Genomic DNA, 23,659 nt, shown 5'->3' on the forward strand with positions numbered 1-23,659 from the left:
CCGCCTTCCCTGCCAATGCGGCGACTGGTAACGGCTGACAATGACAGCATTCGATACACTGCTCGATGGCTACCGCCGCTTCCGTGCCGGAGAGTATCAGGAACAGCGCCGCCGCTTTGATCAGCTCGCGATCGAGGGCCAGTCGCCGCCGATCATGGTCATCGCGTGCAGCGACTCCCGCGTCGACCCGACCCGGGTGTTCGATGTGTCACCGGGCGAGATCTTCGTGCTGCGCAATGTCGCCAACCTCGTGCCACCCTATGAGCCCGACGGCGGTCAGCATAGCGCGAGCGCGGCGATCGAATTCGCGGTGACACAGATCGGCGTGGCCGAGATCGTCGTGCTGGGCCATGCCAAGTGCGGGGGCATCGCCGCCTCGCTGACAGGACGCTTCGATGGCGCGGTGGCGGGCGAAGGGCATTTCATCGACCGCTGGATGGCGATGATCTCGCCGGCTCGAGACGCAGCGCGCGCCGCTGCCGAGGGTCACCCCGACATCGACGCGCAACAGGTGCTCGAGCTTGCCGCGATCCGGCTGAGCCTCGACCACCTGCGCAGTTTTCCGTTCGTCGCCGAACGCGTCGCCGCGAATACGCTGACCCTTCGCGGTGCCTGGTTCAGCATCGGCGACGGGTCGCTGCGTGTTCTCGACGACGCGACGGGACGGTTCGAGCCGGTCGCGCCCTAGAGCGCGTCGCGGGTGCGCGGCGGATCGACGTCCGCACGGCGGGCAGCGTCGAGATCGCTGTGCAGCCCTTCGTTCTTGCCCATCGGGTGGCGGTTTTCCTTCTTCCGGAAGAACCACGCCGCCGCGCCGATCGCGACGAGAAGCACAAGTCCGATCGTGATCAGATTAAGCGAGCCGAGAAGGCCTTGGGTCGTTTCCATGATACGTCTCCGTAAGCCCCGAACCGGAGAGACGCGAGCCGTGCCAAAGGGTTCCGTCAGGGCCGCCCGGTGTCGATCCGCCGCGCCAGCCGGTCGGCCGCCTCGCGCAGCACCCCGTCGACCGGCCCACCGAGGCCGTTCGCGGCCGTTCCGGCAACGCGCATTTCGATCGTGACGGTCGTTCCTCGCCCCGCCGGCTTGAGAGTGAAGGCCAGCCGCGCGACCACGGGCAGCGCCTGCAGCGGCCCCAGCGGCGCATCGATCAGCAGCCGCTTGCCCGGCATCACCATCAGCACGCGGCCATGCGCGACCTCGCCCGCCGCCCAGCGCTCGCACAGGCAGCCCTCGGCCACCGAATCGAGGCTGATGTTCGCTGCCTTGCCCGACCAGCTATGCCCGTCGCTCCACCAGCTGCCCCAGGCGGTCAGCGCGGTCCAAGCAGCGGCAGGCGACGCCTGGACGGAGCGCGTGTGGGTGATGGTGAAGCCGTCGGGCGTCGCGACGACCTCCGCTGCGGCGGGACCGGTCGCCAGCGCCAGAGCCAGCGTCAGTACGGCGTATCGTAGAGATAGCCGCGCTTGCTGCGCGCGCCCGAGCGCTGCTCGGTAGTGTGCTTGTGCTGCTTGTACGCGCATCCGTAGGCCCCCCCGGCTCCGACGTTCGAACATCCCTGATTGCCCGCGTCATAGTCGAACAGCGCGGCGCGCTCGCGGTTGACGCTGACCGAGGCGCGGCTGCCGAATTCGGGCGGCGGCGGCGGGCCCGGCAGGCGATATTTCGATGGCGGCGGGTCGGGGTCGGCGCAGACGACGATCTCGCCTGGCTCGGCCTTGGGGCACAGCGCGCTGAGCACCGACGGTGTCGCGGTCGCGAGGATCAAGCCGGCGATGACCATGCGCTACCCTCAGCTGCTGCGACGAAGCGAGGCTAGCACATCGCGGCGGCGGGGCGGTAGCAGCCCCGCCCCGCAAATGCGGAGCGAGGCTGGCATGCATGAACGTCAGGCGGTCGCGGTGTTCGGACCGACGGCGTTGAGGCGATCCTTGATCGACAGCTTGAGCTTCTTCAGCGCGTTGACCCGCGCCTGGTCGGGATAGCGCCGCGCGATCTCGGCGCGCAGGTCGTGGTCGAGACGGACGTGAATGGTGCGGAGGCGTTTGATCAGGTCGACGTGCATCTTGCTTCTCCCAGCGTTGGAAAAAGCGGTCCGACATCGCGCGCCCGTCAGGACGCGCCAGAGGGGCCCGGTCCGCATACTCGAACTGGGAATCCCGCCGCGCCTTGCAAGGGCCACGCGAAACGAAATGCGACGAGCTGCTAGAAGTGCAGCGCCCGGCCGTACGCGCCCAGCACGCTCTCGTGCATCATCTCGCTCAGCGTCGGATGCGGGAACACCGTCTCCATCAGCTCGGCCTCGGTGGTCTCGAGCTGGCGCGCCACGACATAGCCCTGGATCAGCTCGGTGACCTCCGCACCGATCATGTGCGCGCCGAGCAGCTCGCCGGTCTTGGCGTCGAACACCGTCTTGACGAAGCCGTCGGCCTCGCCAAGCGCGATCGCCTTGCCGTTGCCGATGAACGGGAATTTGCCGACCTTGACCTCGTGCCCCGCCTCCCGCGCGCGCGCCTCGGTCATGCCGACGCTGGCAACCTGGGGACGCGAATAGGTGCAGCCGGGGATGTTCCAGATCTCGAACTTGTGCGGGTGGTTGCCGGTGATGTGCTCGACCGCGACGACGCCCTCGTGGCTCGCCTTGTGCGCCAGCCACGGCGGGCCGGTGACGTCGCCGATCGCGTACAGGCCCGGCACGCTGGTCTGGCCGTAATCGTCGACCGCGATGTGCCCGCGGTTAAGCGTCACGCCCAGCGCCTCCAGCCCGATATTCTCGGTATTGGGCACGATGCCGATCGCGACGATGACATGGCTGTAGGTGTCAGTCGCCGCCTTGCCGTCGGCACCCGTGATCGTCGCCGAGACGCCGTCGGGGCCGGGTTTGACGTCGGAGACCTTGGAGCCCGTCAGCAGCGTCATGCCCTGCTTGGTCAGCGTCTTGTGCATGTGCGCCGAAATCTCGGCATCTTCGACCGGCAGCACGCGATCGAGCATTTCGACGACGGTGACCTTCGCGCCCATGTCGCTGTAGAAGCTCGCGAACTCGATCCCGATCGCGCCCGATCCGATGACGAGCAGCTTGGTCGGCAACTCGGGCGGCACCATCGCGTGGCGATAGGTCCAGACGCGCTTGCCGTCCGCCGCCACGCCCGGCAGGTCGCGCGCGCGGGCGCCGGTGGCGATGATGACGTTCTTGGCGTCGAGCACCCGGCTCTGGTCGCCGGTCGTCACCGTGATCTGGCTCGGCCCCGTCAGCGTGCCGACGCCCTCGACGACGGTCACCTTGTTCTTCTTCATCAGGCCCTTGACGCCGGCATTGAGCTGCCCGGCGACCTTGCGCGACCGGTCGACGACCTTGGCGAGGTCAAAGCTGACGTTCTGCGCGCTGAGCCCGTACGCGTCGGCGTGCTGCATATAGTGGTAGATCTCGGACGTCCGCAGCAGCGCCTTGGTCGGGATGCACCCCCAGTTGAGGCAGATTCCCCCCAACCGCTCGCGCTCGACGATCGCGACCTTCAGGCCGAGTTGCGACGCGCGGATCGCGGCCACGTAACCGCCGGGGCCCGAGCCGAGGATGGCGAGGTCGAATTGCTCGCTCATGCCAGCATGCTCATCGGCGCTTCGACCAGCGACTTGAACGCGCTCATGAACTGCGCGCCGACGGCGCCGTCGATGGCGCGGTGGTCGAAGCTGCCGGTGGCGCTCATCACCGTGGCGATGGCGAGGGCGTCATCGACGACATACGGGCGCTTCTCGCCCGCGCCGACCGCGAGGATCAGGCCCTGGGGCGGGTTGATGACCGCGTCGAACTGCTTGATGCCGAACATGCCGAGGTTGGAGATCGACGCGGTGCCGCCGGTGAATTCCTCGGGCTTCAACTTGCCGTCCTTGGCGCGCGCCGCGAGGTCCTTCATCTCGGTCGCGATGACGCTGAGGCGCTTGTTGGCGGCATCGGTGATCACCGGGGTTATCAGCCCGCCGGGGATCGCGACCGCCACCGACACGTCGGCGCGGCCGAACTTGTACAGCGTGTCGCCGGCGAACTGGACGTTACTGTCGGGCACCTGCGTCAGCGCGAGGCCCAGCGCCTTGATCAGCAGGTCGTTGACCGACAGCTTGATTCCAGTGGCTTCGAGCGACTTGTTGAGGTCGCCACGCAGCTTGAGCAGCGCGTCTAGGCGGACGTCGACGGTCAGGTAGAAGTGCGGGACCGTCTGCTTCGATTCGGTCAGGCGGCGCGCGATCGTCTTGCGCATATTGCTGAGCTTGATGGCCTCGGCGGGGACGCCCTCGGGCGGGGCGAGCGCGGCGGTGGGCTTGGCCGGAGCCGGCGCTGCGGGTGGAGCGGCGGGTGAAGGAGCGGCGACCGATGCTTGGGCAGCAGGCGTCGGCGCAACGGCGGGCTTCGCACCTGCCGACGCGCCGTCGATGTCAGCCTTGACGATGCGGCCGTTCGGGCCAGACCCCTTGATCCCGGAGAGTTCGACGCCCTTCGCCTCCGCTAGGCGGCGCGCAAGCGGCGAGGCGTTGACGCGCGCACCATCGGCCGGGGCCGGTGCGGCAGCGGGCTTTCCGGCGGGGGCCTTCAGGCTCGGCTCGGGCGCGGCGCGCTCGGCCATCTCGGGATTGGCTCCGGGCAGCTTGGCCGTATCGGGGACCGCGCCGGTTTCGCCGCCCTTCTGCTCGGGCGGTGCGGGCGCGGACGCCTCGGCCTTGGGTGCGGGCGCGCCGGCGGGTGCTGCAACCTCGCCCTCCCCGCCCAGCCGCGCGATCACCTGCCCGACGGGCACGCCGTCGGTGCCATCTGCGATCAGCAGTTCGAGGACGACGCCCTCGTCGATGCTCTCGACCTCCATCGTCGCCTTGTCGGTCTCGATCTCGGCGAGCACGTCGCCCGACTTGACCGTATCGCCGACCTTGACCAGCCACTTCGACAGCGTGCCGGCCTCCATCGTCGGCGACAGCGCGGGCATGGTGATGTCGATGGGCATTCTTGTCTGTCCTCGCTCAGCCGGAGTTACCGGTAGCAAACCTTCTTCGCCGCCTCGACGACATCCTCGACCTTGATCAGCGCCAGCTTTTCAAGGTTCGCGGCATAGGGCAGCGGCACGTCCTCGTTGGTGACGCGCAGCACGGGCGCATCGAGGTCGTCGAAGCCGTCTTCCATGGCGATGGCGATGATCTCGCTGCTGATCGAGCAGGTCGGCCAGCCTTCCTCGACGACGACCATGCGGTTGGTCTTCTTGAGGCTGGCGAGCACCGTCGCGCGGTCGAGCGGGCGCAGCGTGCGCAGGTCGACGACCTCGGCGTCGATGCCGGCCTCTGCCAGCTTGGTCGCGGCATCGAGCGCGACGCCGACGCCGATCGAATAGCTGACGAGCGTCACGTCCTTGCCGGTCCGCACCACCGACGCCTTGCCGATCGGGATCGCGACATCGCCCTCGGGCACGTCGAAGCTGTGGCCGTAGAGCAGCTCGTTTTCCAGAAACACCACCGGGTCCGGCGAGCGGATCGCGCTCTTGAGCAAGCCCTTGGCGTCGGCGGCGCTGTACGGCGCGATGACGATCAAGCCGGGGACGCTGGCGTACCACGGGCCATAGTTCTGGCTGTGCTGCGCCGCGACGCGCGACGCCGCACCATTGGGGCCGCGGAAGACGATCGGGCAGCGCATCTGGCCGCCGGACATGTAGTTGGTCTTGGCAGCCGAGTTGATGATGTGATCGATCGCCTGCATCGCGAAGTTGAAGGTCATGAACTCGACGATCGGCTTCAGCCCGCCCATCGCCGCGCCGGTGCCGAGACCCGCGAAGCCGTATTCGGTGATCGGCGTGTCGACGACGCGCTGCGGGCCGAACTCCTCGAGCAGCCCCTGCGTGACCTTGTACGCACCCTGATACTCGGCGACTTCCTCGCCCATCACGAAGACGCTGGGGTCGGCGCGCATCTCCTCCGCCATCGCGTCGCGCAGTGCTTCGCGGACGGTGGTGCGCTTGGTCGGCGTGCCGGGAACGACGTCGGGCTGGACCGCCAGGCTGGCGGGTGGCTCGCCCTTCGCGACTGTCGCGGTTTCGCCGCTGCTGGCAAGGGTGGAGTCCGACTGCTTCGGCGCCTCGTCGGCGGGGGGCGGATCGGCGGGCGCGCTCGCGGGGGCCGCTTCCTCGTCCTCGCCGCGGATCGTCGCGATCAGCGTGCCGACCTTGACCCCGTCGGTACCGCCCGCGACGTGCAGCTTTTCGACGACGCCGCCGTCATCGGCCTCGAGTTCCATCGTCGCCTTGTCGGTCTCGATCTCGGCGAGCACGTCGCCCGGCTTGACGGTGTCGCCTTCCTTGACGAGCCACTTGGCGAGCGTGCCCTCCTCCATGGTGGGGGACATCGCGGGGAGCTTGATTTCGGTCATTTGCTCTGGCGCTCCCGGTCGGCGGCTTCGCGCCCGTTGTTCGTCGAGGCTGCGGCGGCCGCGCGCACGTCGTAGGGCGCGCCGCCGTGGCGCGCGGCATAGGCGCTCAGGATCGCGCCGCTCATGTCGTCGGGACTGCGAAAGCCCATTTCGCGCATCGACACCGCCAGCGGGCCGTTCTTCCACAGCCCCCATTGGTTGCGCAGGAAGGTGCCGAGCCCGTGATGCGCGAGCGCGGTCCCGCCCGGCTGCACCAGCTGCGCCCTGGTCGCAGCCGGCAGACCGTCGTCGAGGCACTTGACTGCAGCCTCGAAGGTCGCGGGCGCGCAGGCGATAAGCTTGTCGCCGACCGGATCGGCCGCGGCACCCGTCGCGAGCGTCGCGGCGGCAACCAGCAGGAGCGCGACGCGCCGCATCAATAGCGCCCGACGAGCACGTCGGTGTAGAGCTCGCCCGGTGCCGGCTCGGGTGCCGTTTCGGCAAAGTCGGCGGCGTCGGCGACGATCGCGCGAACCTCCTTGTCCAGTTCCTTGAACTTTGCCTCGTCGACGCCGAGCGTCATCAGCTCGGCCTTGGCGTGTTCGATCGGGTCGGACTTCTCGCGCACCGCGGCGACTTCCTCGCGGCTGCGGTACTTGGCGGGGTCCGACATCGAGTGGCCGCGGTAGCGGTAGGTCTTCATTTCGAGCAGCACCGGCCCCTTGCCGCTGCGCGCCCAGTCTGCGGCGACCTGCGCCGCGCCCTGCACCGCGAGCACGTCCATGCCGTCGACCTGCAGGCCGGGGACGCGGAAGCTCTCGCCGCGGCGGAACAGCTGGTCCTCCGAACTGGAGCGGTTGACGCTGGTGCCCATCGCGTACTGGTTGTTTTCGATGACGAAGATGACCGGCAGCTTCCACAGCTCGGCCATGTTGAAGCTCTCGTAGACCTGCCCCTGGTTCGACGCACCGTCACCGAAATAGGTCACTGCAATGCCGCCGTCGGCCTTGTACTTGTGCGCGAAGCCGAGGCCCGTGCCGAGCGGCACCTGCGCCGCGACGATGCCGTGGCCGCCGTAGAAGCCATGCTCGACCGAGAACATGTGCATCGAGCCGCCCTTGCCCTTGCTGATGCCGGCGGCGCGGCCGGTCAGTTCCGCCATGACGACCTTGGGGTCGATGCCGCAGGCGAGCATGTGGCCGTGGTCGCGGTAGCCGGTGATGACGCTGTCGGTCGGCTTCAACGCCGCCTGCATCCCCGTCACGACCGCCTCCTGCCCGATGTAGAGGTGGCAGAACCCGCCGATCAGCCCCATGCCGTACAGCTGGCCCGCGCGCTCCTCGAAGCGGCGGATCATCAGCATCTCGCGGTACAGCTTGAGCAGGTGTTCGGCGGTGGCAACGTGCCGCTGCGGTTCAGGCGGTCGCTCGCGCGTCGGTGCGGCGGGCGTCGCGGGGGCGCTGCGGGCGGGGGCTTTGGCCAAGTCGGTGCGCTCCGGTGCTGACGTGCGCATTCGCTATAGCGTCCGCGGCGGCCGCGACAACCCGATTCAGCGGACGGGTGGCAAATCCACGATGACTTCGTCGGGACCGACGACGCCCAGGTTGCGGCGCACCAGCTCGTCGGCGAGGTCGGGATCGACGTGACGCGGGTCGAGCAGCGCAGTCTGGCGCTCCAGCGCGATGCGCTGCGCCTTCACCGCCTCGGCCTGGCGCTCGAGCGCGGTGCGTTCGGCCTTGTACCCCTGCCACGCGACCATGCCGGTATTCCCGGCGACGGCGTGGAAGGCGAAATAACCGATGACCATGACGCTGATCGCCGGCACGGCGGCGCGGCGCATCAGATCGGCAAAGGCGGCACGATTGGTCACGCGGCGACTGAATCACGGGCGCGGCGGCGAATCAAGAAGATAACGCGGTTTGCTGCCAAATTTTGTCATCCCCGCGAAAGCGGAGACCCAAGGCACCAAATCTAGCGACTTTGGGTCCCCGCATTCGCGGAAATGACGAACGCAATCAGCGCAGCACCGACCGCCCCGCATAGCGCGCGCTGGACCCCAGCTCTTCCTCTATGCGGATCAGCTGGTTGTACTTCGCCAGCCGGTCCGACCGCGCGAGGCTTCCCGTCTTGATCTGGCCGCAACCGAGCGCAACCGCCAGATCGGCGATTGTCGTATCCTCGGTCTCACCCGATCGGTGCGACATGACGCTCGTGTAGCGCGCCCGATGCGCCATATCGACCGCCGCGATGGTCTCGGTCAGCGTACCGATCTGGTTGACCTTGACCAGCAAGGAGTTTGCCAGCCCGCCCGCGATGCCGTCCTTCAGCCGCGCCGGGTTGGTCACGAAGAGGTCGTCACCCACCAGCTGGTGCGTCGCGCCCAACTTGTCGGTGATCGCCTTCCAGCCGACGAAGTCGTCTTCGGCCATGCCGTCCTCGATCGACAGGATCGGGTAGCGCGCGCACAGGTCGGCGTAATAGTCGACCATCTCGTGCGGGGTCAGCGACTTGCCCTCGCCCGCCAGCTCGTAACGGCCGTTCTTGAAGAACTCCGATGCCGCCGGATCAAGCGCGACGAACACGTCCTCGCCGGGCTTGAACCCCGCCTTCTCGACCGCCGCCATGATGAAGTCGAGCGCGGCGGTGGTGCCCGCGAGGTTCGGCGCAAAGCCGCCCTCGTCGCCCACGGCGGTCGGCTGGCCCGCGGCGCTCAGTTCCTTGCGCAATGTGTGGAAGATCTCGCTGCCCCAGCGCACTGCCTCGGCCAGCGTGTCGGCGCCGATCGGCATGACCATGAATTCCTGGAAGTCGATCGGATTGTCGGCGTGCGCACCCCCGTTGATGATGTTCATCATCGGCACCGGAAGCAGGTGCGCCGAGACGCCGCCGACATAGCGGTGAAGCGGCAGGCCGCGCGCATCGGCAGCCGCCTTCGCCGCGGCGAGACTGACCCCCAGGATGGCATTCGCCCCCAGCCGCGCCTTGTTTGGAGTGCCGTCGAGGTCGATCATCGTCGCATCGATTTCGCCCTGCTCCTCGGCGTCGATGCCCGACAGCGCGTCGAAGATCTCGCCGTTGACCGCGGCGACGGCCTTCAGCACGCCCTTGCCGCCGTAGCGGCGGGCGTCGCCGTCGCGCAGCTCGACCGCCTCGTGCGCCCCGGTGGAGGCGCCCGACGGAACCGCGGCGCGGCCGGTGCTGCCGTCTTCCAGCACGACGTCGACCTCGACGGTCGGATTGCCGCGGCTGTCGATGATCTCGCGGGCGTGGATGTCGACGATCGCGGTCATGGGCGGGCAATCCTTACGGTAACGTGACGGCATGTCTTGCGGTGCGCGCTTCTAATCACCAAAACAGTTTCGGGCAACGCGTGCGGAACCCGCCTGCCGCGCCCTCGTTCACCGCGTCGTTGAGCTTACCGGTACAAGGATTAGCATGATGGCGACCAACACGATGTACGACGCCCCGATCGACACCCCCGACTATGCCGACGGCATTAACGAGACGTCATTCGGCATGGACCGCGGCACGGGCGACACAATCCGCGACAAGTCCGCCGACCTGCGGAGCCAGGCAACCGCCAAGCTGCGCGGCTTCGCCGACAACGGCAAGGAGCAGGTCGCGAACTCGCTCGACGGTCTGGTGACCGCGGCGCGCGAGATCGCCGACAAGCTGCAGGACGGCCAGTTCGGCCCGATCGGCGGCTATGCCACGACGGCTGCCGACACGCTGGAAGGCTGGGTCCGCACGGTGCGCGACAAGTCGATCGACGAACTGGTCGACGATGGCCGCGAGCTGGTTCGCACGCAGCCAGCGATTGCGGTCGGCGCGGCGGTGGCGGCGGGCTTTGCGCTGTCGCGTTTCCTCAAGGCGAGCGGCGGGCGCTGATTTGATCCTGCGACTGCTCGGAGCATTATTTATGGCGACCCAACCCACCGACGGCGCGTCGATCGGCGACCTGCTGCGCTCGCTGATCGGCGACATCCAGCATCTGCTGCGAACCGAACTCCGACTGTTCCAGACCGAGGTGCGCAGCAACATCGCCGGGCTGAAGACCGGTATGATCCTGCTGGCGGCCGGTGGGACGCTGATGCTGGCGTCGCTGATCACTCTGTTCGCGGCGTTTGTCGGCTGGTTGATCCCCGTCGTCGGACATGGCTGGGCCGAGCTGATCGTCTCGGTCGCCTCGGCGGTGATCGGGTTCATCCTGCTCGGTACTGGATCGAAGAAGCTGGGCGCCGCCGGGTTGACGCCCGATCGTACTATCGCGTCGTTGAAGCAGGACGCTGAAACGTTGAAGGGAAATTGACGATGGCCGACGACACCACGACCTTAGCCGACGAAGCCGAGGGCACCCGCGAGCGCATTTCGGCGACGATCGACGAATTGCAGGACCGCCTCAATCCACGCCGCATCGTCGGTGACGCGGTCGGTTCGGTGCAGTCGGGCGGTGCCGACCTGCTCAACCACGCCGTCGGGCTGGTGCGCGCGCATCCGGTGATCGCGGCAGCTGCTGGTCTGGCCGTCGGCCTCGTCCTGCTTGGATCGAACCGCTTGAGCAAGGCGACTGTCGACCTCGGCGACACGCACGAGTCCTACAGCGACTATGACGACGATTACTCGCTGCGGGCCTCGGAGCCGGCCAACGAGCGCTTCGCACTGCTGCGCGACAAGGCTGGCGCGCGTATCGAGGACAACCCTCTCGTCGCGATCGTTATCGGTGTTGCGGCGGGTGCGCTCCTCGGCGCGCTGTTCCCCGAGACCGAGCGCGAGCGCCGCCTGATGGGTGCCAGTGCCTCGAAGCTGAGCGCTGCTGCCAAGGCTGCCGTCGCGTCGGCGCGCGATGAGCTCGCGACGGCGCGCGACAAGGTCGCCGACGTCACGACGCATGCCAAGTCGGCGGTGCAGTCGGTCGTTGGTGCCGCCAAGTCCGAACTGGGCGGTTAAAACCTCGTTCACGGAGGGGGCGGCACAAGCAGCCGTAGTATCCCCAGGAGTTTAGAATGCGTTCGATCAAGATTATTGCCGCTGCCCTGCTGGCGGCGTCCGCCCTTCCCGGCGTCGTCGCCACTCCGGCCTATGCGCAGGCAGCGACCGCCGCCGACAGTGCAGCGGCGTCGAAGTGGGTCGTGGACATCTCGAACAAGGTGTTCGCGGTCCTGAAGGATAAGTCGCTGTCGCAGAACGCCATCCGTGGCAAATTCCGCGGCATGATGCGCGAGTCGTTTGCGCTCGACGAGATCGGCAACAAGCTGATCCGCCGTTATCGCAGCCAGATCACGCCGGCGCAGTATGCGGCATACCAGGCTGCGCTGCCCGACTTTGCGATCAACGCTTACTCGGACCGTCTCGAGAACTACGCCAATGCCAGCGTGCAGCCGGTCCGCACCGTCCCGCGCGGCACCCGCGGTGACATCGACGTTTACTCGCGCATCTCGCGTCCGGGCAGCCAGCCGTTCGACGCGGTGTGGACCGTTCGCAAGGTCGGCAACGACTTCCGGATCGTCAACATCACGGTGGCGGGCATCAACCTGTCGCTGACGCAGGAGGCGGATTTCTCGGCGTATATCGCCAAGAATGGCTTCGACGCGCTGGTGACGTTCATGAAGTCGTCGAACGCCAAGGCTCTCGCTGCTTGAGCCAACTGCTCGATCTCGACGCCGCCGCGTTCATCCACCCGTCGGCGTCGATTTACGGCAAGGTGCGGCTGCACGACGGCAGTTCGATCTGGTGCAATGCCGTCATCCGTAGCGAGGCGGCGCACGTCGAGATCGGGGCGTTCACGAACGTCCAGGATTTCGTGATGATTCACACCGATCCCGGCCGCCCGGTGGTGGTCGGGCGCAACTGCTCGATCACCCATCACGCGACGCTACATGGCTGCACGATCGGTGACGATGTGCTGGTCGGCATCAACGCGACCGTCTACGGCGGGTCGGTGATCGGGTCGGGATCGATCGTCGGGCAGCATGCCTATGTCAAGGACGGCACCATCGTGCCGCCCAATTCGATCGTCGTCGGGTCGCCCGCGAAGGTCATCCGCACCGCCGACAGCCGCATTCCCAACCGCGTCAACGCCGCCTTCTACCATCGCAATGCGCTCGCCTATGCCCGAGGCGATCATCGCGCGTGGGACGGTCCCGAGTTCGAGGCTTGGATGGCCGAAACCGTTGCGCGGATCAGCGCCGAGGTTGCAGCCGAGGGGCCTGTTGTCTAAGCCGGGGCGATGTCCTCCAAACTCCATCTCGTCTTCGGCGGCCGTGTCGCCGACCCGCGCGGCACCGATTTCGTCGATCCCGCAGCACTCGATATCGTCGGGATCTTCGACAGCTACGCCGGCGCCGAGGCAGCGTGGCGCGCCAACGCGCAGCGTACCGTCGACGACGCAGCGATGAAATACGTCGTCGTCCACCTCCACCGCCTGCTCGAACCCGCCGCGTGATCGCGCTGGCGGCCCTGCTTCTGGCGCAGGCGTCGCCCGGCGTTGCAGTCCCCGTCGAACGCGTACCAACCGACGTGCGGCGGGTGACGCTGATCGTCCGCGACATGGAGACGTCTCTCAAGCTGTACCGCGACGTCGTCGGCCTCAAGATCAATTACGACACCGTCGTCCAGACCTCGGGCGTCGCATTGCCGGCAGGTGTGCCGGGGGCGAAGGCGCGGCTGGTGCTGCTCAACGGCAACGACCCCTGGGTCGGCTGGATCGGCCTGATGCAGTGGGTCGACCCGCCGCTTGCCGACCCGGGACCCTATCCGAAGCGCATGGGCCCGGGCGGGCACGTCATCGTGCTGAACACCGATGACGTCGACGGACGCTGCGCCGCTGCGCTGAAGGTGCCTGGCGTCGTGCAGACGGCGCTGCCGCGGCTCCAGACCTATCCGGGGCGCAACGGCGGACCCGAGATCCGGGTCCGCGGCTGCAACTTCTTCGATCCCGACGGCACGCTGATCGAGATGAACCAGATCCTCAAGTGACCGCTATTTGACGGGCACCCAGGCGTAACCGTCGCCCTCGACGCGGATCGTGCCGACGCCGGGAAAGGGGAAATGCTGGGCGTACAGCGTCAGCTTTTCGTCGACTGCCCGCTTGAGCAGCGCGCGCCGCGTCGGCTCGGCGGTCGCGGGGTCGCCGTCGAAGGCGATCGTATACTCGGGCTGACGGACCGAAACGATGTACTGGTGCGCGCTGTCGCCGATGACCATCAGCTTGGCGCGGCCCGACGTGACCAGATAGCCGGTGTGGCCCGGCGTGTGGCCGCGCAGCTCGACCGACTGGACGCCGGGCACCACCGTTGCGCCGGGGGTGAAGGTCGCGACCTGCCCCGCCACCGCGGTGACGGGCGACGCGGGCTTGAGCGACGCGCGCTCGCCCGCGGTCATGTGGATGCGCGCCTTGGTGAACACTGACTTGCCGTCGGCGTCGACCAGCCCGCCGACATGGTCGCCGTGTCCGTGGGTGATGAAGATGTCGGTCACCGACGCGGGCGCGATGCCGGCGAGCGCCAGGCTCTCGAGCATCCGCCCCTTGCGCGCCGCGCCGTTGCCGGTGTCGAACATCATCGTGCGCCCGCCGCCGCGCAGCACGAGGACGTTGATGTCGAGGCGGATCGGATCGGCGGGCACGCCCGCTGCAGTCAGCACCGCGCCGACTTTGGCGGGCCCCTCGTCGATGCCGAGCACCTTGCCGTCGTTGGGCAGCTGGTTGGTCGCGTCGAACAGCGCGAAGCCTTCGAGCGATCCGACCTTGAACTTGTGGACCGCCGGCTTGGCGGGGCTGGCGGCGACGGCCGGCGCGGGCGAGGCGGCGGCGGGTGCGGCGGCGATCAGCAGAGCGGTGGTGGCGAGCAGGCGGAGCATCGGCAGTTTTCCCCAAGTGTCGTTGTGGGGCACGATAGCCGAAGCGAAACTACATGTCGCGCAGTGCCGCGCTGACCTCCTCGATCGCGGGCTCGGGGGCCGCCATCGCCTCCACCTCCTGCTGCACCCCGCGCATGACGCGCGCGATGTAGTCGCGGATCAGCTCGCCGCGCTCCTGCGCCGCCGCAGTGTCGGGAGTGTAGGCCTCGATCGCCGCGCGGGTAACCGGGGCGCCCGAATCGAGCAGCCGCTCGACCGTATCGAGGCGCTGGCGCATCACCGACACTTCGCCGATCAGCGCGGTGAGCATCGACAGCATGCGATCGGCGGCGGGATCGTCGAAGAACGCCGGGCGCTTTCCCTTCGCCTTCGCCCCTGCCCTAGCGATCCAGTCGAGTTCGCTCACGGCTTCCACGCGCCATAGGCGTTCCACACCGCGGCGCGGCCGTGATCCTCCTCGCCCTGGCTCTGATCGGGGAAGATCGAGGTATCGACCACCGCACGCACGCCGGTGACGAACACGTCGGGTAGCCCGGCGTCGCGCATGAGTTGCTTGAGGTCGAGGCCGTGCATCGCCGACCAGAAGGGCTCGTTGTTGTTGAACGCGTCCCAGTCGCGGATGAACTGCTCGTACAGCGGCATCGCGTCCGAATATTGCGGCTGCTCGAGGTGGAGCATCAGCCCGCCCGACGCCAGCACGCGCACCCCCTCGGCGATGACGCGCGGCAGCGCGGTACCCGACAGCTCGTGGAGGTACATCGTCGTCTGTACCCAGTCGAAATGCCCGTCGGGAAAAGCCATGCTTTCGGCATTCATCTGGACGAACTGCAGATTGGTCGCCCCCAGCGCCTGCGCGCGGGCATGGCCGTAGCGCAGCACGGGTGCGGCGGTGTCGATCGCCACGACCTCCGCATCGGGAAAGACCAGTGCCAGCGGCACGACATTGTGCCCGACGGTCGCGCCGAGATCGAGGATGCGCCGCGGCTGCCAGCCCGGCCGCTCGCGCCGCACCCAGTCGACGAGCGCCTGCCCGCCGCCGTCGCTCAGCGCACCCAGCCCGCCCGCCGTCGTCGCGAAGAGCCCGCAGTCGTAATTCGCCCCCGCCGACACGTCGCCGGGGCGTTCCTCGCCGTGATAGCTGCCCGGCATGCAGTGGATGTCGACCGCCCGCTGGTAACGCGGAACCTCGACGCCGGGGTCGAGGCGCAGCGTGTCCTTGCCGTCGTTGAGCGCCGCGGCGCGCGCATCGAGGTTGTCCAACTGGCGCAGCACCATCGCGCGGCCGTTGTGCTGGCGCATCTCCATCGAGTTGCGCTTGAGGCCCGACCAGAGGCGGTGAAACGGATCGGCGTTCATCGCGCGGCGGATCTCGAACCGGTCGACGGGGTCGCGGCCGTGCGCGCGCGCGAACGCCGGGCGGACGCGCGTCTCGTACGCCCGCGCATTGCCCGGCCCCAGCGTGCCCGACAGGTACTTGTTGAAATTGGCGAGGAAATCGAAGCGCGCGGCGTCGTCGTGCTTCGGCTCCGGAAACACGGCGTGGCGCGCGACGGCGGCGTACGGCGGGGCGATGTCGCTCATATCAATCCCTCACGGTCGAGACGGGCGATCACTTCGTCGTGCGCCCGGCGAAAGTCATCGCGCGTCGGCACCGTGTTCGCCAGGCGGTCTGCGGGCTGCACTTGCGGATTGTGCGCGAACAGCTCGGTGCGCTGGCGGGCGAGGTAATTGGTCATGCCCGGCTTGCGGCGCGCGGCGCGCAGCGCATGCAGGTCGATGTCGGCGAACGCCGTGAAAGTCTCGCCGCTGTTCGATTCGCTCAACACCGCGCCGCGCCAGTCGACGACGCACGAATTGCCATCGGCCGACGCCAGCGGCAGCGCGGTGCCGCTGATCCCCGCGGTGTTCGCCGACACGACGTAGGCGAGATTCTCGAACGCCCGCGCGCGTTTCGCCAGCGCCTTGTGCGTCGGGTTTGGGGAGCCGATTTCGGACGACGAATGGACGAACACCTCGGCCCCGCGCAGGGCATGGGCGCGCGCGATCTCCGGGTAGACGATTTCCTCGCTCGCGATGGCGCTGAGGTTGCCGATCTCGGTACGCGCCACCGGGAAGACGCCGTCGATGCCGTAGTGGTCGAGGTACGCCGTCCACACGTCGTGCGGCGTCGGCGCGAACATCGAATTGAGGCGACGGTAGCGCAGCACGCAGTCGCCCGACGGCGCGAACACCAGGCTCGCCTGGAAATACAGGCCGGGAAAATGCACGTCGCGCTCATAGGCGTTGACCGCGAGGTGCAGCCCGCGGTCCTGCGCGACCTTGCCGAGTGCCGCGTATTCGGGGCCGTCGACGTCGAACGCGACCTTCTCGGCGAAGTCGCCGACACCGATGCGGCCGGGATAGCTGGTGAACAGATATTCGGGCAGCACCGCGAGGCGCACCGGCGCCCCGCCATATTGTTCGATGAAGATGCACGCGGCGTGCAGCTGGGTCGCGACGTCGGCGATGTGCGCGCGCACTTGCGTCGAGACTGCGGCCCGGTCGGCGCAACCCTCGACCGAGCGCGCGGTGAGCTGCATCGCGACGGCGGCGTAGGTCACAAGCCGAGAGCGCTCGGGTTCATCGCGCCTGCGGGATCGACCGCCGCCTTGATCTGCCCGAGCAGCGCCCAGGCGGCCGGGTCGCTGCCCGCCCGCAGCGGATAGGTCCGCCCGATCTGGAAGTGCGCCGCCCCGTGCGTGGCGAAGATGTCGATGACGGCAGCGCGCAATTCATCGACCAGCGCGCGCGCCGCGTCGTTCGCGGCAAAACCCTTCAGGCGCGCGAGGTGCGCGGGTTCGACCGCGCGGCGGTGCAGTTCGGCGGTCGCGCCGGGGTAGTAGAACACCGGCTCGATCAGGAAGGCGCCGTGGCCGACGGTCAGCAGCATATGCCCTGCCCCGATGCCGAGCGCCTCCATCTCGGCGGCGCGCGCCTCGAACAGCGCCTCGATCGCCGCAAATGCCGGCGCCGCCTGACCGTGCGTCACAATGCCGTGGACGGGCACCCAGCGCTCGCCCTCCGGCCCGAGCATCGAGTTGGGCGGCGGGAAGGGGTTGGCGCGCAGCACCTTGGGGATGGTGTTCGCCACCGGCTTGCCGCCGTGCGCGAGTGCGATCGTCGTCAGCGCGGCGAGGTCCGCGTCGGCACTCGCCTGATTTCGCCCCTCGGTGATGAAATGCGCCGAGAAATTCGCTCCGCCGAGGAAGGAACGGCCCGCGGCGACGACCTTGGCGCCTTCGACGAAGCCCTTCCACAGTCCGCCCTGCGCCTTCGCCATGCCGAGCAGCGACTTCGCGTCGGCGGCGAGGCTGTCGCGCTTCATGCGCTGGCCGGTGAGGAAGGGGTCGAAGCCGAACGCCTCGGTCGCGAGTCCGGCGCGCGCGATCTTGCTCAGCGCGTCCATCACTGACGCCGCGTCGGTGAACTCGAACGAGGCATAGCCGAGCGCCGCAGCCTCGGGGATCAGCGGCAGCGTCACCTCGGCCTTGATGCCCAGCGCGCCCGCGTCGGCGGCGAACAACGCGGTCAGGTCGGGGCCGAACTGCAGGAAACCATTGCCCGTCGTGACGACCGTGCCATCGGCGAGCACCACCCGGAAGCTCAGCGCCTGGCTGGCGATGCTGCCGCGCGCCGCACCCCAGAACAGGCCGTTCTGGCTCATCCCGCCGCCGACCGTCGCGCGCAGGCCCGACAATGTGCCCCAGCCCGGGGTGCGCAGCCCGCGCGGGTGAAGCTCGGCGTAAAGCGCTGCCCAGGTGCACCCCGCCTCGACGGTGACGGTCATGTTGTCGGCGTCGACCGCGAGGATGCGCGACATGCCCCCCATGTCGATCAGCAGTGCGCCGGGCGCATCGGCGACATAGCCGCGGGTGTAGCTCATGCCCCCGCCGCGCGGCACGACGGCTAGGCCCTCGGCGTGCGCCGCCGCAAGGCCGGCGGCGAGGTGGGTGGTGTTCTCGGGCCGGAACACCGCGAGCGGCGCGGGCCCGAGCGTGTGGACGTCCTGCGCGTAGTAGGCGCATTCGGCCGCGTCGGTGATCAGTGCGTCCGCACCGACCGCGGCGCGCAGGCGGTCGAGCGGCGTCGGGGCGGGCATCGTCGCCATCAGGCGTGCGCCAGCTTGGTGGTCGCGGTGCCCGGGTAGCGCCCGAGCGTCAGCAGCAGTGCACCACCCGCGACGAACAGGACGGCTGCCGCCATCAGCATGCCGTCATAGCTGCCCGTGCGGTCGCGCACGATGCCATAGACGAGCGGTGATACGGCCGAGAACAGGCCGAACGGCATGTAGAGCATCCCGTAGATGCGCCCGAAATGCGCCATCCCAAAGTAGCGCGCTGCGAGGAAGGCGATCAGGTCGCTCTCCGCGCCTGCCGCAAAGCCGAGCAGGAAGGCGGCGACCGTGATGGCGCTCGTCTCGCTCGACGTGCCGAGCAGCAGGAAGCACGCGACGGCGGGCAGGCACAGCACCGGAAACGCGATCGCTGGACCCCAGATGCGGTCGAGCAGGAAGCCGACGCCGATCCGCCCCGCCAGCAGCCCGAGCCCGACCACCCCCATCATCGCCGCCGCAGCTCCCGGCGCGAAGCCGTGATCCATGACGATCGGGATCAGGTGGATGTGCGCGCCGCCGTACGCCAGCGCGATGAGCAGGATCGACACCCAGAGCGTCCAGAACTGCCGCGTCTTCGCCGCCGCGCCGAAGGTCATGCCCGCCACCGCACCATCGCGGGTCGACAGGCCGGGCGGGCGCTCGTCGGGGCGTGGCTCGCGGAACCACAGCAGGCCGATCGGAAGCGCCACGAGCAACGGCAGCATTGCGACGATCGGGAACATCGCGCGCCAGCCGTAGGCGTCGATCGCCCAGACCGCGAGGCCGGGGACGACGAACGCCGCCGCACTCGTACCGATCAGCATGATGCCGAGCGCGAGGCCGCGATTGTCGAGGAACCACAGGCTGATCGCGCGGCTCCAAGTCACCGGCGTCGACCCGATCCCGACCAGGCCGACAAAGAACCACAGCGCGTAGTAACCAACCAGCGACGGCGGCGTGAAACCCATCGCGGCAAAGGCGACGATGAACGCCCCGAGCGACGACAGCGCGACGCGCCGCACCCCGTAGCGGTCCGCCAGCCAGCCGAACACGGGGGCCATCAGCGACGCGACGATGCCGAACACCGTAATGCCGCCGCTGATCTCCGCGCGGTTCCAGCCGAACTCCTCCTGCAGCGGCTTGAAGAGCGTACCGAGCACGTTGAACGGCAGGGGCGAGGCGCCGCACATGACGCCCAGGAACGCGGCGGCAAGCACCTTCGAGCCCCTGCGGAACTCACCCATCGGACAGGCTGGCCAGCTCGAACACCGAATCCATATATCCTTCGACGTCGCCCTTCACATACAGGAACTCGCCGTCGCGCGTGACCCACATGTCGTACGCAGGATGATTATTCGTCAGGCCCACGAAGCGGATGCGGTGGCAGTCGAAGGTGCCCGCGGGCACGTCGATCGTCTCCGGCCCCACATACGTCAGCCCCGACCCCGTGGTGCTGATGAACGGCCCCGTCGCGCCGAGGTGATGCACCGAGTGGAGCAGGTTGCGCCCGAAGAACTGGGTGTGGCCCGGCCCCTTGTCGTAGGGGAAGGTCGCCGCGAGCCAGCCGTCGCCCTGCACCGCGTGGATGCCGAAGCCGCGGATCGGCCGGACGATCGGCATCGACTGGGTGATTCGCCCCTCCGCCGCCGTCCAGCTTTCGCAGGTCGCCGCAACGTCGGTGAAGTGGAACCAGCCGGTGCCGCTGACGGTGCCGTCGCGCATGATCCGCACGAAGGCGTCGTGGGGGTGGAAGTCGGGGTGGACCGACAGCACCGAGTCGCGCACCACCCGCTCGTCGCCCAGCGCCATCTCGCAATGCGCGCTCATCACGCGCAGGCCGTCGGCGCCCTGCCCGATCGCCCATTCCTCGAAGCCCCACACGTCGCCGTCGCGCTTGCGATAGGTGACGCGGCCCTTGCGGCGCGGCAGGGGCGCGAACGCGCTCAGAACGACACCCGCGCGCGGACTTGCCACATCATCGGCTGGTTCAAATAGGTGGTGTTGGCGAGCGCCGACTGGACGAAGGTCTCGTTCAGGCAGTTGGTGCAATTGACCGACAGCTGCCAGGCCTTGTCCGGGCCGTTGAGCGCGATGCCGGCATTGACCAGCCACGCCGCCTCGCTGAACGACCCCTGCAGGGCCTGCCCCGCGGTCGGGTTGGCTGGGAAGGTGCCGTTCGTCCCCGTCACGCTGCCCGAATAGATCGTGTAGTTGGACGTCTGCACCTCCTGTTTCGAGCGGAAGCTGCCATTGACCGAAGGTACGAGGCTCAGGCTGCCCAGCGGAATCTCGTAACTGCCACCGATCGCGAGCGAGAATTTCGGCGTTCGCACCGGCGTCGCGATGCTGCCGTTCGGGGTGATGATGCCGCTGGCGCACGCCGCGATCGACGGCAGGGTGGCGGGCACGTTGGCACCGCCGGCGATCTTGCCTGCCGCGAGTGCCGCCTGGCACGCCGCCTGCTGCGCCGCGACCGACTGGATGCCGTAGATGTCGGCGGCGGGCGCGCTGCGGTCGATGATGTACTTGTCGTCCTGGTAGCCGAAATTGGCGTAGAGGTTGAGGCCGTCGACCGGCTGGAAGGTGAATTCCGCCTCGACGCCCTTGTTGCGATAGTCGGCGAAGTTGCGCGTCAGGAAGGTGATCGAGCCGTTCGCCGCGACGAGTGCCGAGGGCGTCTGCAAATTGGTCACGTCGGCGTAGAAGAAGGTCAGGTTGGCGCGCACGCGGCGGTTGAACAGGTCGGATTTCAGCCCCGCCTCATAGCTCCAGATCTTCTCCGGGCCGAAGGGCAGCAGCTGGCTCGCCGCGGTGCCGCGCGCGTTCCACCCGCCCGACTTGAACCCGCGCGTCGCGCTGGCGAAGAACAGGATATTCTCGTCGACCTTGAAGTTGGCGGCGAAGCGCGGCGTCCACACCTTGGCGCGCTGGCTGCGGGGGATGGCGACCCCCGACGGGCCGGTCAGGTTCTGGTTCGACAGGCAGTTCGCCTCGATGCTGCCGTCGTTGCACGAGGCGCGGTTGTCGAAGATGCTGAATTTCTTCTCTTCGTCGGTGTAGCGGATACCGGCGGTCAGCTTGATCTGGTCGGTCAGGTTGGCGTCGGCCTGGAAATAGCCGGCATAGGCCTTAGTCGAGTTGGTCAGCGTGCGGTCGCCGAGAATGATCGTCGTGTTCGGCGCGACGGTGAACAGGTCGGCGAAGTCGGTGCGGTTGTTCTCCTTCAGGTAATAGAAGCCCCCGACGAAGTCGAAGATCGAAACCTTGCCGCTCAGCTTCACCTCCTGGCTGAACTGGTCATTCTGGCCGTCGTTGAGGATGGTGAAGCCGCCGCGCGTATCGCCGCGCACCGCCGGGTTGGGATTGGCGAGGCTGGGCAGTGCGCGCCCGTCGCTGAAGTCGATCGAATACTGCTGGATCTGGTTGACGAAGCCGGTGATCAGGTTGAGCGACAGGTCGTCGCCGAGGCCGAACTCGAGGTTCGAGGTGACGAGATCGGACGCGGTGCGGTTGCCCAGGCCATAGTTCGCCTTGCGGCCCGAAATGACGAGCGGCAGGTACGGCGACGGGCTGATCTCGTTACCCTTGCGCAGGCCGGTCGAGACGAAGCGGCCATCGCAGTCGCCGTTGTTGCGCGGGTCGCATTCCTGGTTCAGCAGGTTCTCGCCATTGGCGATGATGCGTGCGTACGACCCCGTCCAGCGCACCGAGTCGGAAAGCTCGCCGCGCACGCCCAGCCGCGCGCCCCAGCCGTCGTCGTCGTTGGCGCGCTCGCCGGTGGTGATGTTCTTGGCGTAGCCGTCGTCGTCCTGGAAATAGCCCGAGACCTTGACCGCCAGGCTGTCGGCGAGCGGCACGTCGACCGAGGCGCGAACCAGCTTCTTGTCGAAGCGGCCATAGCCGACCTCGGCATAGCCGCCGAAGTCCTCGCCCGGCTCGCGCAGGATGACGTTGATCGCGCCGCCGGTGGTGTTGCGCCCGAACAATGTGCCCTGCGGCCCGCGCAGCACCTCGACGCGCTCGACGTCGAACAGGCTGAGGTTGTTGGCGTTCTGGCGCGACAGATAGATGTCGTCGACATAGGTGCCGACCGGCGGATCAAAGGTCGCGATCGTCTCGGTATTGCCGAGCCCGCGAATGTAATAGGCGTTCGCCGAGCCCAGCCCGGTGTTGTTCTGCGCGACGAGGTTGGGCACGAACTGGCCGAGCTCGAGGGTGTTCGACACGCCCTGCGCACGCAGCTGGTCGCCGGAGAAGGCGCTGATCGCGATTGGAACGTCCTGTACGCTCTCGCGGCGGCGCTGCGCGGTCACGACGATGTCGGCGATGCCGTCCTGCACCTCCGGCTCGGCGGGTGCCGGCTGGGCCCAGGCGGGCGTGGAAGCCAGTGCGATCAGCGAGACCGCGGCCAGGAATTGCTTGTGCATCGACACGCTCCCTTCGTCCGGCGCGCCCCCCGCGAGCGGCCCGGCAGTGTCTTCAGCCCTGTGCTTGCCCGCTCGGGCTTATTGTGATTTGTCCGGACAACTTCGGGCGGATTCGCGCGCCTGTCAAGCCGGGGGCAAAACGATGGCCGACCTCGCCTACCCGTCGCTGGTGTACGTCCACCTGCTGCTGTTCGTGCTGTGGCTGGGCGCCGACGTCGGCGTGTTCGTGCTGGGCCAGCACTTTCGCAAGCGCGACCGCTACACCCTGCCCGAGCGCCTCGTGCTGCTGCGCCTGCTGGTCACGGTCGACATGGTGCCGCGCAGTACCTGGGCGCTGATGGTGCCCCTATCGCTGTCGGTGGCGGCGGCCGGCAACTGGGTCGTGCTGCCGCTCTGGCTGATCGTCCTAGCCTGGATCGTCGCCGCGGGCTGGCTGTGGCTGGTCTGGGATGCGCACGCGCACGACCAGACACCGCGCGCCGCTCGCGACCGCAGGATCGAGAACTGGCTCAAGATCGCGCTGACCCTCTTCTACTTCGGCCTCGGTGCGCTGTGGCTGGTGACCGACGCCGCGCCGGCGTGGCTGGCGTGGAAGGCGCTGCTGTTCGGCGCGATCTTCGCCGCCGCGATCATGATCGACGTCGCGTTCAAGCCCGTCGGGCCGCAGCTCGGCCGGCTGCTGACCGAAGGGTCGAGCGACACGACCGAGGTGCCGCTGCTCGCCACGATGAACCGGACGCGCTACTGGGTGTGGTGCGTCTACGCGCTGCTTGTGGTCACCTCGTGGATAGGCGTCGTCAAGCCCGGTTGACCGGCCCCCGAGGCCCGTGCAAAGTTGTCCGGACAAATTGGGGGAACCGCACC

Annotated in this window: 28 protein-coding genes; 9 read left to right on the top strand and 19 right to left on the bottom strand. The window is 68.2% G+C overall.

The features are described 5' to 3' along the window. The first annotated feature begins 40 nt into the window (after positions 1-40). Positions 41-688, top strand: coding sequence for a carbonic anhydrase (locus tag FMM06_RS07800; RefSeq protein WP_144236701.1), 648 nt, complete (start codon positions 41-43; stop codon positions 686-688). On the opposite strand, the gene FMM06_RS07805 is transcribed toward FMM06_RS07800, so the two are convergent. The 11 genes from FMM06_RS07805 to eno all read right to left on the bottom strand — a co-directional run bounded on the left by FMM06_RS07805 (position 685) and on the right by eno (position 9,669). Further along, on the bottom strand, positions 685-888 hold the full coding sequence (locus FMM06_RS07805; protein WP_144236702.1) for a hypothetical protein: 204 nt from the start codon (positions 886-888) through the stop codon (positions 685-687). The genes FMM06_RS07800 and FMM06_RS07805 overlap by 4 nt on opposite strands. Before the next feature lie 56 nt (positions 889-944). Beyond that, on the bottom strand, positions 945-1,523 hold the full coding sequence (locus tag FMM06_RS07810) for an SRPBCC family protein (RefSeq protein WP_185965088.1): 579 nt from the start codon (positions 1,521-1,523) through the stop codon (positions 945-947). Next, a complete protein-coding gene (locus FMM06_RS16760) occupies positions 1,436-1,783 on the bottom strand; it encodes a hypothetical protein (protein ID WP_185965089.1) in 348 nt (115 codons plus the stop codon). The genes FMM06_RS07810 and FMM06_RS16760 overlap by 88 nt, the downstream gene beginning before the upstream one ends. A gap of 105 nt (positions 1,784-1,888) precedes the next feature. Next, positions 1,889-2,065, bottom strand: coding sequence for a YdcH family protein (locus FMM06_RS07815; RefSeq protein WP_144236704.1), 177 nt, complete (start codon positions 2,063-2,065; stop codon positions 1,889-1,891). Positions 2,066-2,205: 140 nt separating this feature from the next. Beyond that, entirely contained in the window at positions 2,206-3,600 is a 1,395-nt protein-coding gene (gene lpdA, locus FMM06_RS07820) for a dihydrolipoyl dehydrogenase (RefSeq protein ID WP_144236705.1), read from the bottom strand. Further along, entirely contained in the window at positions 3,597-4,991 is a 1,395-nt protein-coding gene (locus tag FMM06_RS07825; RefSeq protein ID WP_144236706.1) for a pyruvate dehydrogenase complex dihydrolipoamide acetyltransferase, read from the bottom strand. The genes lpdA and FMM06_RS07825 overlap by 4 nt, the downstream gene beginning before the upstream one ends. Before the next feature lie 26 nt (positions 4,992-5,017). Next, entirely contained in the window at positions 5,018-6,400 is a 1,383-nt protein-coding gene (locus tag FMM06_RS07830) for a pyruvate dehydrogenase complex E1 component subunit beta (RefSeq protein WP_144236707.1), read from the bottom strand. Then, positions 6,397-6,816: a DUF6794 domain-containing protein gene (locus FMM06_RS07835; protein WP_144236708.1), complete on the bottom strand. Its 420-nt coding sequence runs from the start codon at positions 6,814-6,816 to the stop codon at positions 6,397-6,399. The genes FMM06_RS07830 and FMM06_RS07835 overlap by 4 nt, the downstream gene beginning before the upstream one ends. Next, a complete protein-coding gene (gene pdhA / locus FMM06_RS07840) occupies positions 6,816-7,862 on the bottom strand; it encodes a pyruvate dehydrogenase (acetyl-transferring) E1 component subunit alpha (protein WP_144236709.1) in 1,047 nt (348 codons plus the stop codon). The genes FMM06_RS07835 and pdhA overlap by 1 nt, the downstream gene beginning before the upstream one ends. 66 nt (positions 7,863-7,928) lie before the next feature. Further along, positions 7,929-8,249 (bottom strand): FtsB family cell division protein, encoded by a 321-nt coding sequence (locus FMM06_RS07845; protein ID WP_235889147.1) that lies wholly within the window; start codon positions 8,247-8,249, stop codon positions 7,929-7,931. A gap of 145 nt (positions 8,250-8,394) precedes the next feature. Further along, positions 8,395-9,669: a phosphopyruvate hydratase gene (eno, locus tag FMM06_RS07850; protein ID WP_144236710.1), complete on the bottom strand. Its 1,275-nt coding sequence runs from the start codon at positions 9,667-9,669 to the stop codon at positions 8,395-8,397. 145 nt (positions 9,670-9,814) lie between these two features. On the opposite strand from eno, the gene FMM06_RS16765 reads away from it, so the two are divergent. From FMM06_RS16765 to FMM06_RS07880, 7 genes are read left to right on the top strand one after another with little or no spacing between them, the layout of a single operon-like run. Beyond that, positions 9,815-10,267, top strand: coding sequence for a hypothetical protein (locus FMM06_RS16765; protein WP_185965090.1), 453 nt, complete (start codon positions 9,815-9,817; stop codon positions 10,265-10,267). A 31-nt stretch (positions 10,268-10,298) separates the two neighbouring features. Next, positions 10,299-10,688 (top strand): phage holin family protein, encoded by a 390-nt coding sequence (locus FMM06_RS16770; protein WP_185965091.1) that lies wholly within the window; start codon positions 10,299-10,301, stop codon positions 10,686-10,688. A 2-nt stretch (positions 10,689-10,690) separates the two neighbouring features. Then, positions 10,691-11,326 (top strand): DUF3618 domain-containing protein, encoded by a 636-nt coding sequence (locus FMM06_RS07860; protein ID WP_144236712.1) that lies wholly within the window; start codon positions 10,691-10,693, stop codon positions 11,324-11,326. Positions 11,327-11,382: 56 nt separating this feature from the next. Continuing rightward, on the top strand, positions 11,383-12,018 hold the full coding sequence (locus tag FMM06_RS07865; RefSeq protein ID WP_144236713.1) for an MlaC/ttg2D family ABC transporter substrate-binding protein: 636 nt from the start codon (positions 11,383-11,385) through the stop codon (positions 12,016-12,018). Continuing rightward, entirely contained in the window at positions 12,015-12,596 is a 582-nt protein-coding gene (locus tag FMM06_RS07870) for a gamma carbonic anhydrase family protein (protein ID WP_144236714.1), read from the top strand. Before FMM06_RS07865 ends, FMM06_RS07870 begins: the two co-directional genes overlap by 4 nt. 9 nt (positions 12,597-12,605) lie before the next feature. Further along, the gene (locus FMM06_RS07875) at positions 12,606-12,821 is read left to right on the top strand and encodes a DUF4170 domain-containing protein (protein ID WP_144236715.1); all 216 of its coding nucleotides are present in this window, start codon (positions 12,606-12,608) and stop codon (positions 12,819-12,821) included. Further along, positions 12,818-13,354, top strand: coding sequence for a VOC family protein (locus FMM06_RS07880; RefSeq protein WP_144236716.1), 537 nt, complete (start codon positions 12,818-12,820; stop codon positions 13,352-13,354). Before FMM06_RS07875 ends, FMM06_RS07880 begins: the two co-directional genes overlap by 4 nt. Before the next feature lie 3 nt (positions 13,355-13,357). Here the strand turns inward: FMM06_RS07880 and FMM06_RS07885 are convergent, their stop codons facing one another. Genes FMM06_RS07885 through FMM06_RS07920 form a run of 8 tightly spaced genes read right to left on the bottom strand, consistent with a single transcriptional unit; the run spans position 13,358 to position 22,795 of the window. Then, positions 13,358-14,236, bottom strand: coding sequence for an MBL fold metallo-hydrolase (locus tag FMM06_RS07885; protein WP_144236717.1), 879 nt, complete (start codon positions 14,234-14,236; stop codon positions 13,358-13,360). Between the two features lie 49 nt (positions 14,237-14,285). Next, positions 14,286-14,642 (bottom strand): hypothetical protein, encoded by a 357-nt coding sequence (locus tag FMM06_RS07890; RefSeq protein ID WP_235889148.1) that lies wholly within the window; start codon positions 14,640-14,642, stop codon positions 14,286-14,288. Further along, positions 14,639-15,817, bottom strand: coding sequence for a class I SAM-dependent methyltransferase (locus tag FMM06_RS07895; RefSeq protein WP_144236719.1), 1,179 nt, complete (start codon positions 15,815-15,817; stop codon positions 14,639-14,641). Before FMM06_RS07895 ends, FMM06_RS07890 begins: the two co-directional genes overlap by 4 nt. Continuing rightward, complete coding sequence (locus tag FMM06_RS07900; protein WP_235889149.1) at positions 15,814-16,836, bottom strand: nitrilase-related carbon-nitrogen hydrolase; 1,023 nt, start codon at positions 16,834-16,836, stop codon at positions 15,814-15,816. The genes FMM06_RS07895 and FMM06_RS07900 overlap by 4 nt, the downstream gene beginning before the upstream one ends. Next, positions 16,833-18,383, bottom strand: a complete 1,551-nt coding sequence (locus FMM06_RS07905; protein ID WP_144236720.1) for an FAD-binding oxidoreductase — start codon at positions 18,381-18,383, stop codon at positions 16,833-16,835. Before FMM06_RS07905 ends, FMM06_RS07900 begins: the two co-directional genes overlap by 4 nt. After that, positions 18,383-19,585, bottom strand: a complete 1,203-nt coding sequence (locus FMM06_RS07910; protein ID WP_235889150.1) for an MFS transporter — start codon at positions 19,583-19,585, stop codon at positions 18,383-18,385. Before FMM06_RS07910 ends, FMM06_RS07905 begins: the two co-directional genes overlap by 1 nt. Before the next feature lie 19 nt (positions 19,586-19,604). Continuing rightward, positions 19,605-20,342, bottom strand: a complete 738-nt coding sequence (locus FMM06_RS07915; RefSeq protein WP_144236722.1) for a DUF3108 domain-containing protein — start codon at positions 20,340-20,342, stop codon at positions 19,605-19,607. Next, complete coding sequence (locus FMM06_RS07920) at positions 20,312-22,795, bottom strand: TonB-dependent receptor (protein WP_144236723.1); 2,484 nt, start codon at positions 22,793-22,795, stop codon at positions 20,312-20,314. The genes FMM06_RS07915 and FMM06_RS07920 overlap by 31 nt, the downstream gene beginning before the upstream one ends. Before the next feature lie 142 nt (positions 22,796-22,937). Here FMM06_RS07920 and FMM06_RS07925 point away from each other — a divergent pair, with 142 nt between their 5' ends. Continuing rightward, the gene (locus tag FMM06_RS07925; RefSeq protein ID WP_144236724.1) at positions 22,938-23,606 is read left to right on the top strand and encodes a hypothetical protein; all 669 of its coding nucleotides are present in this window, start codon (positions 22,938-22,940) and stop codon (positions 23,604-23,606) included. Positions 23,607-23,659 lie beyond the last annotated feature (53 nt).

Source organism: Glacieibacterium frigidum, assembly GCF_007097155.1.
GTDB classification, from domain to species: domain Bacteria; phylum Pseudomonadota; class Alphaproteobacteria; order Sphingomonadales; family Sphingomonadaceae; genus Glacieibacterium; species Glacieibacterium frigidum.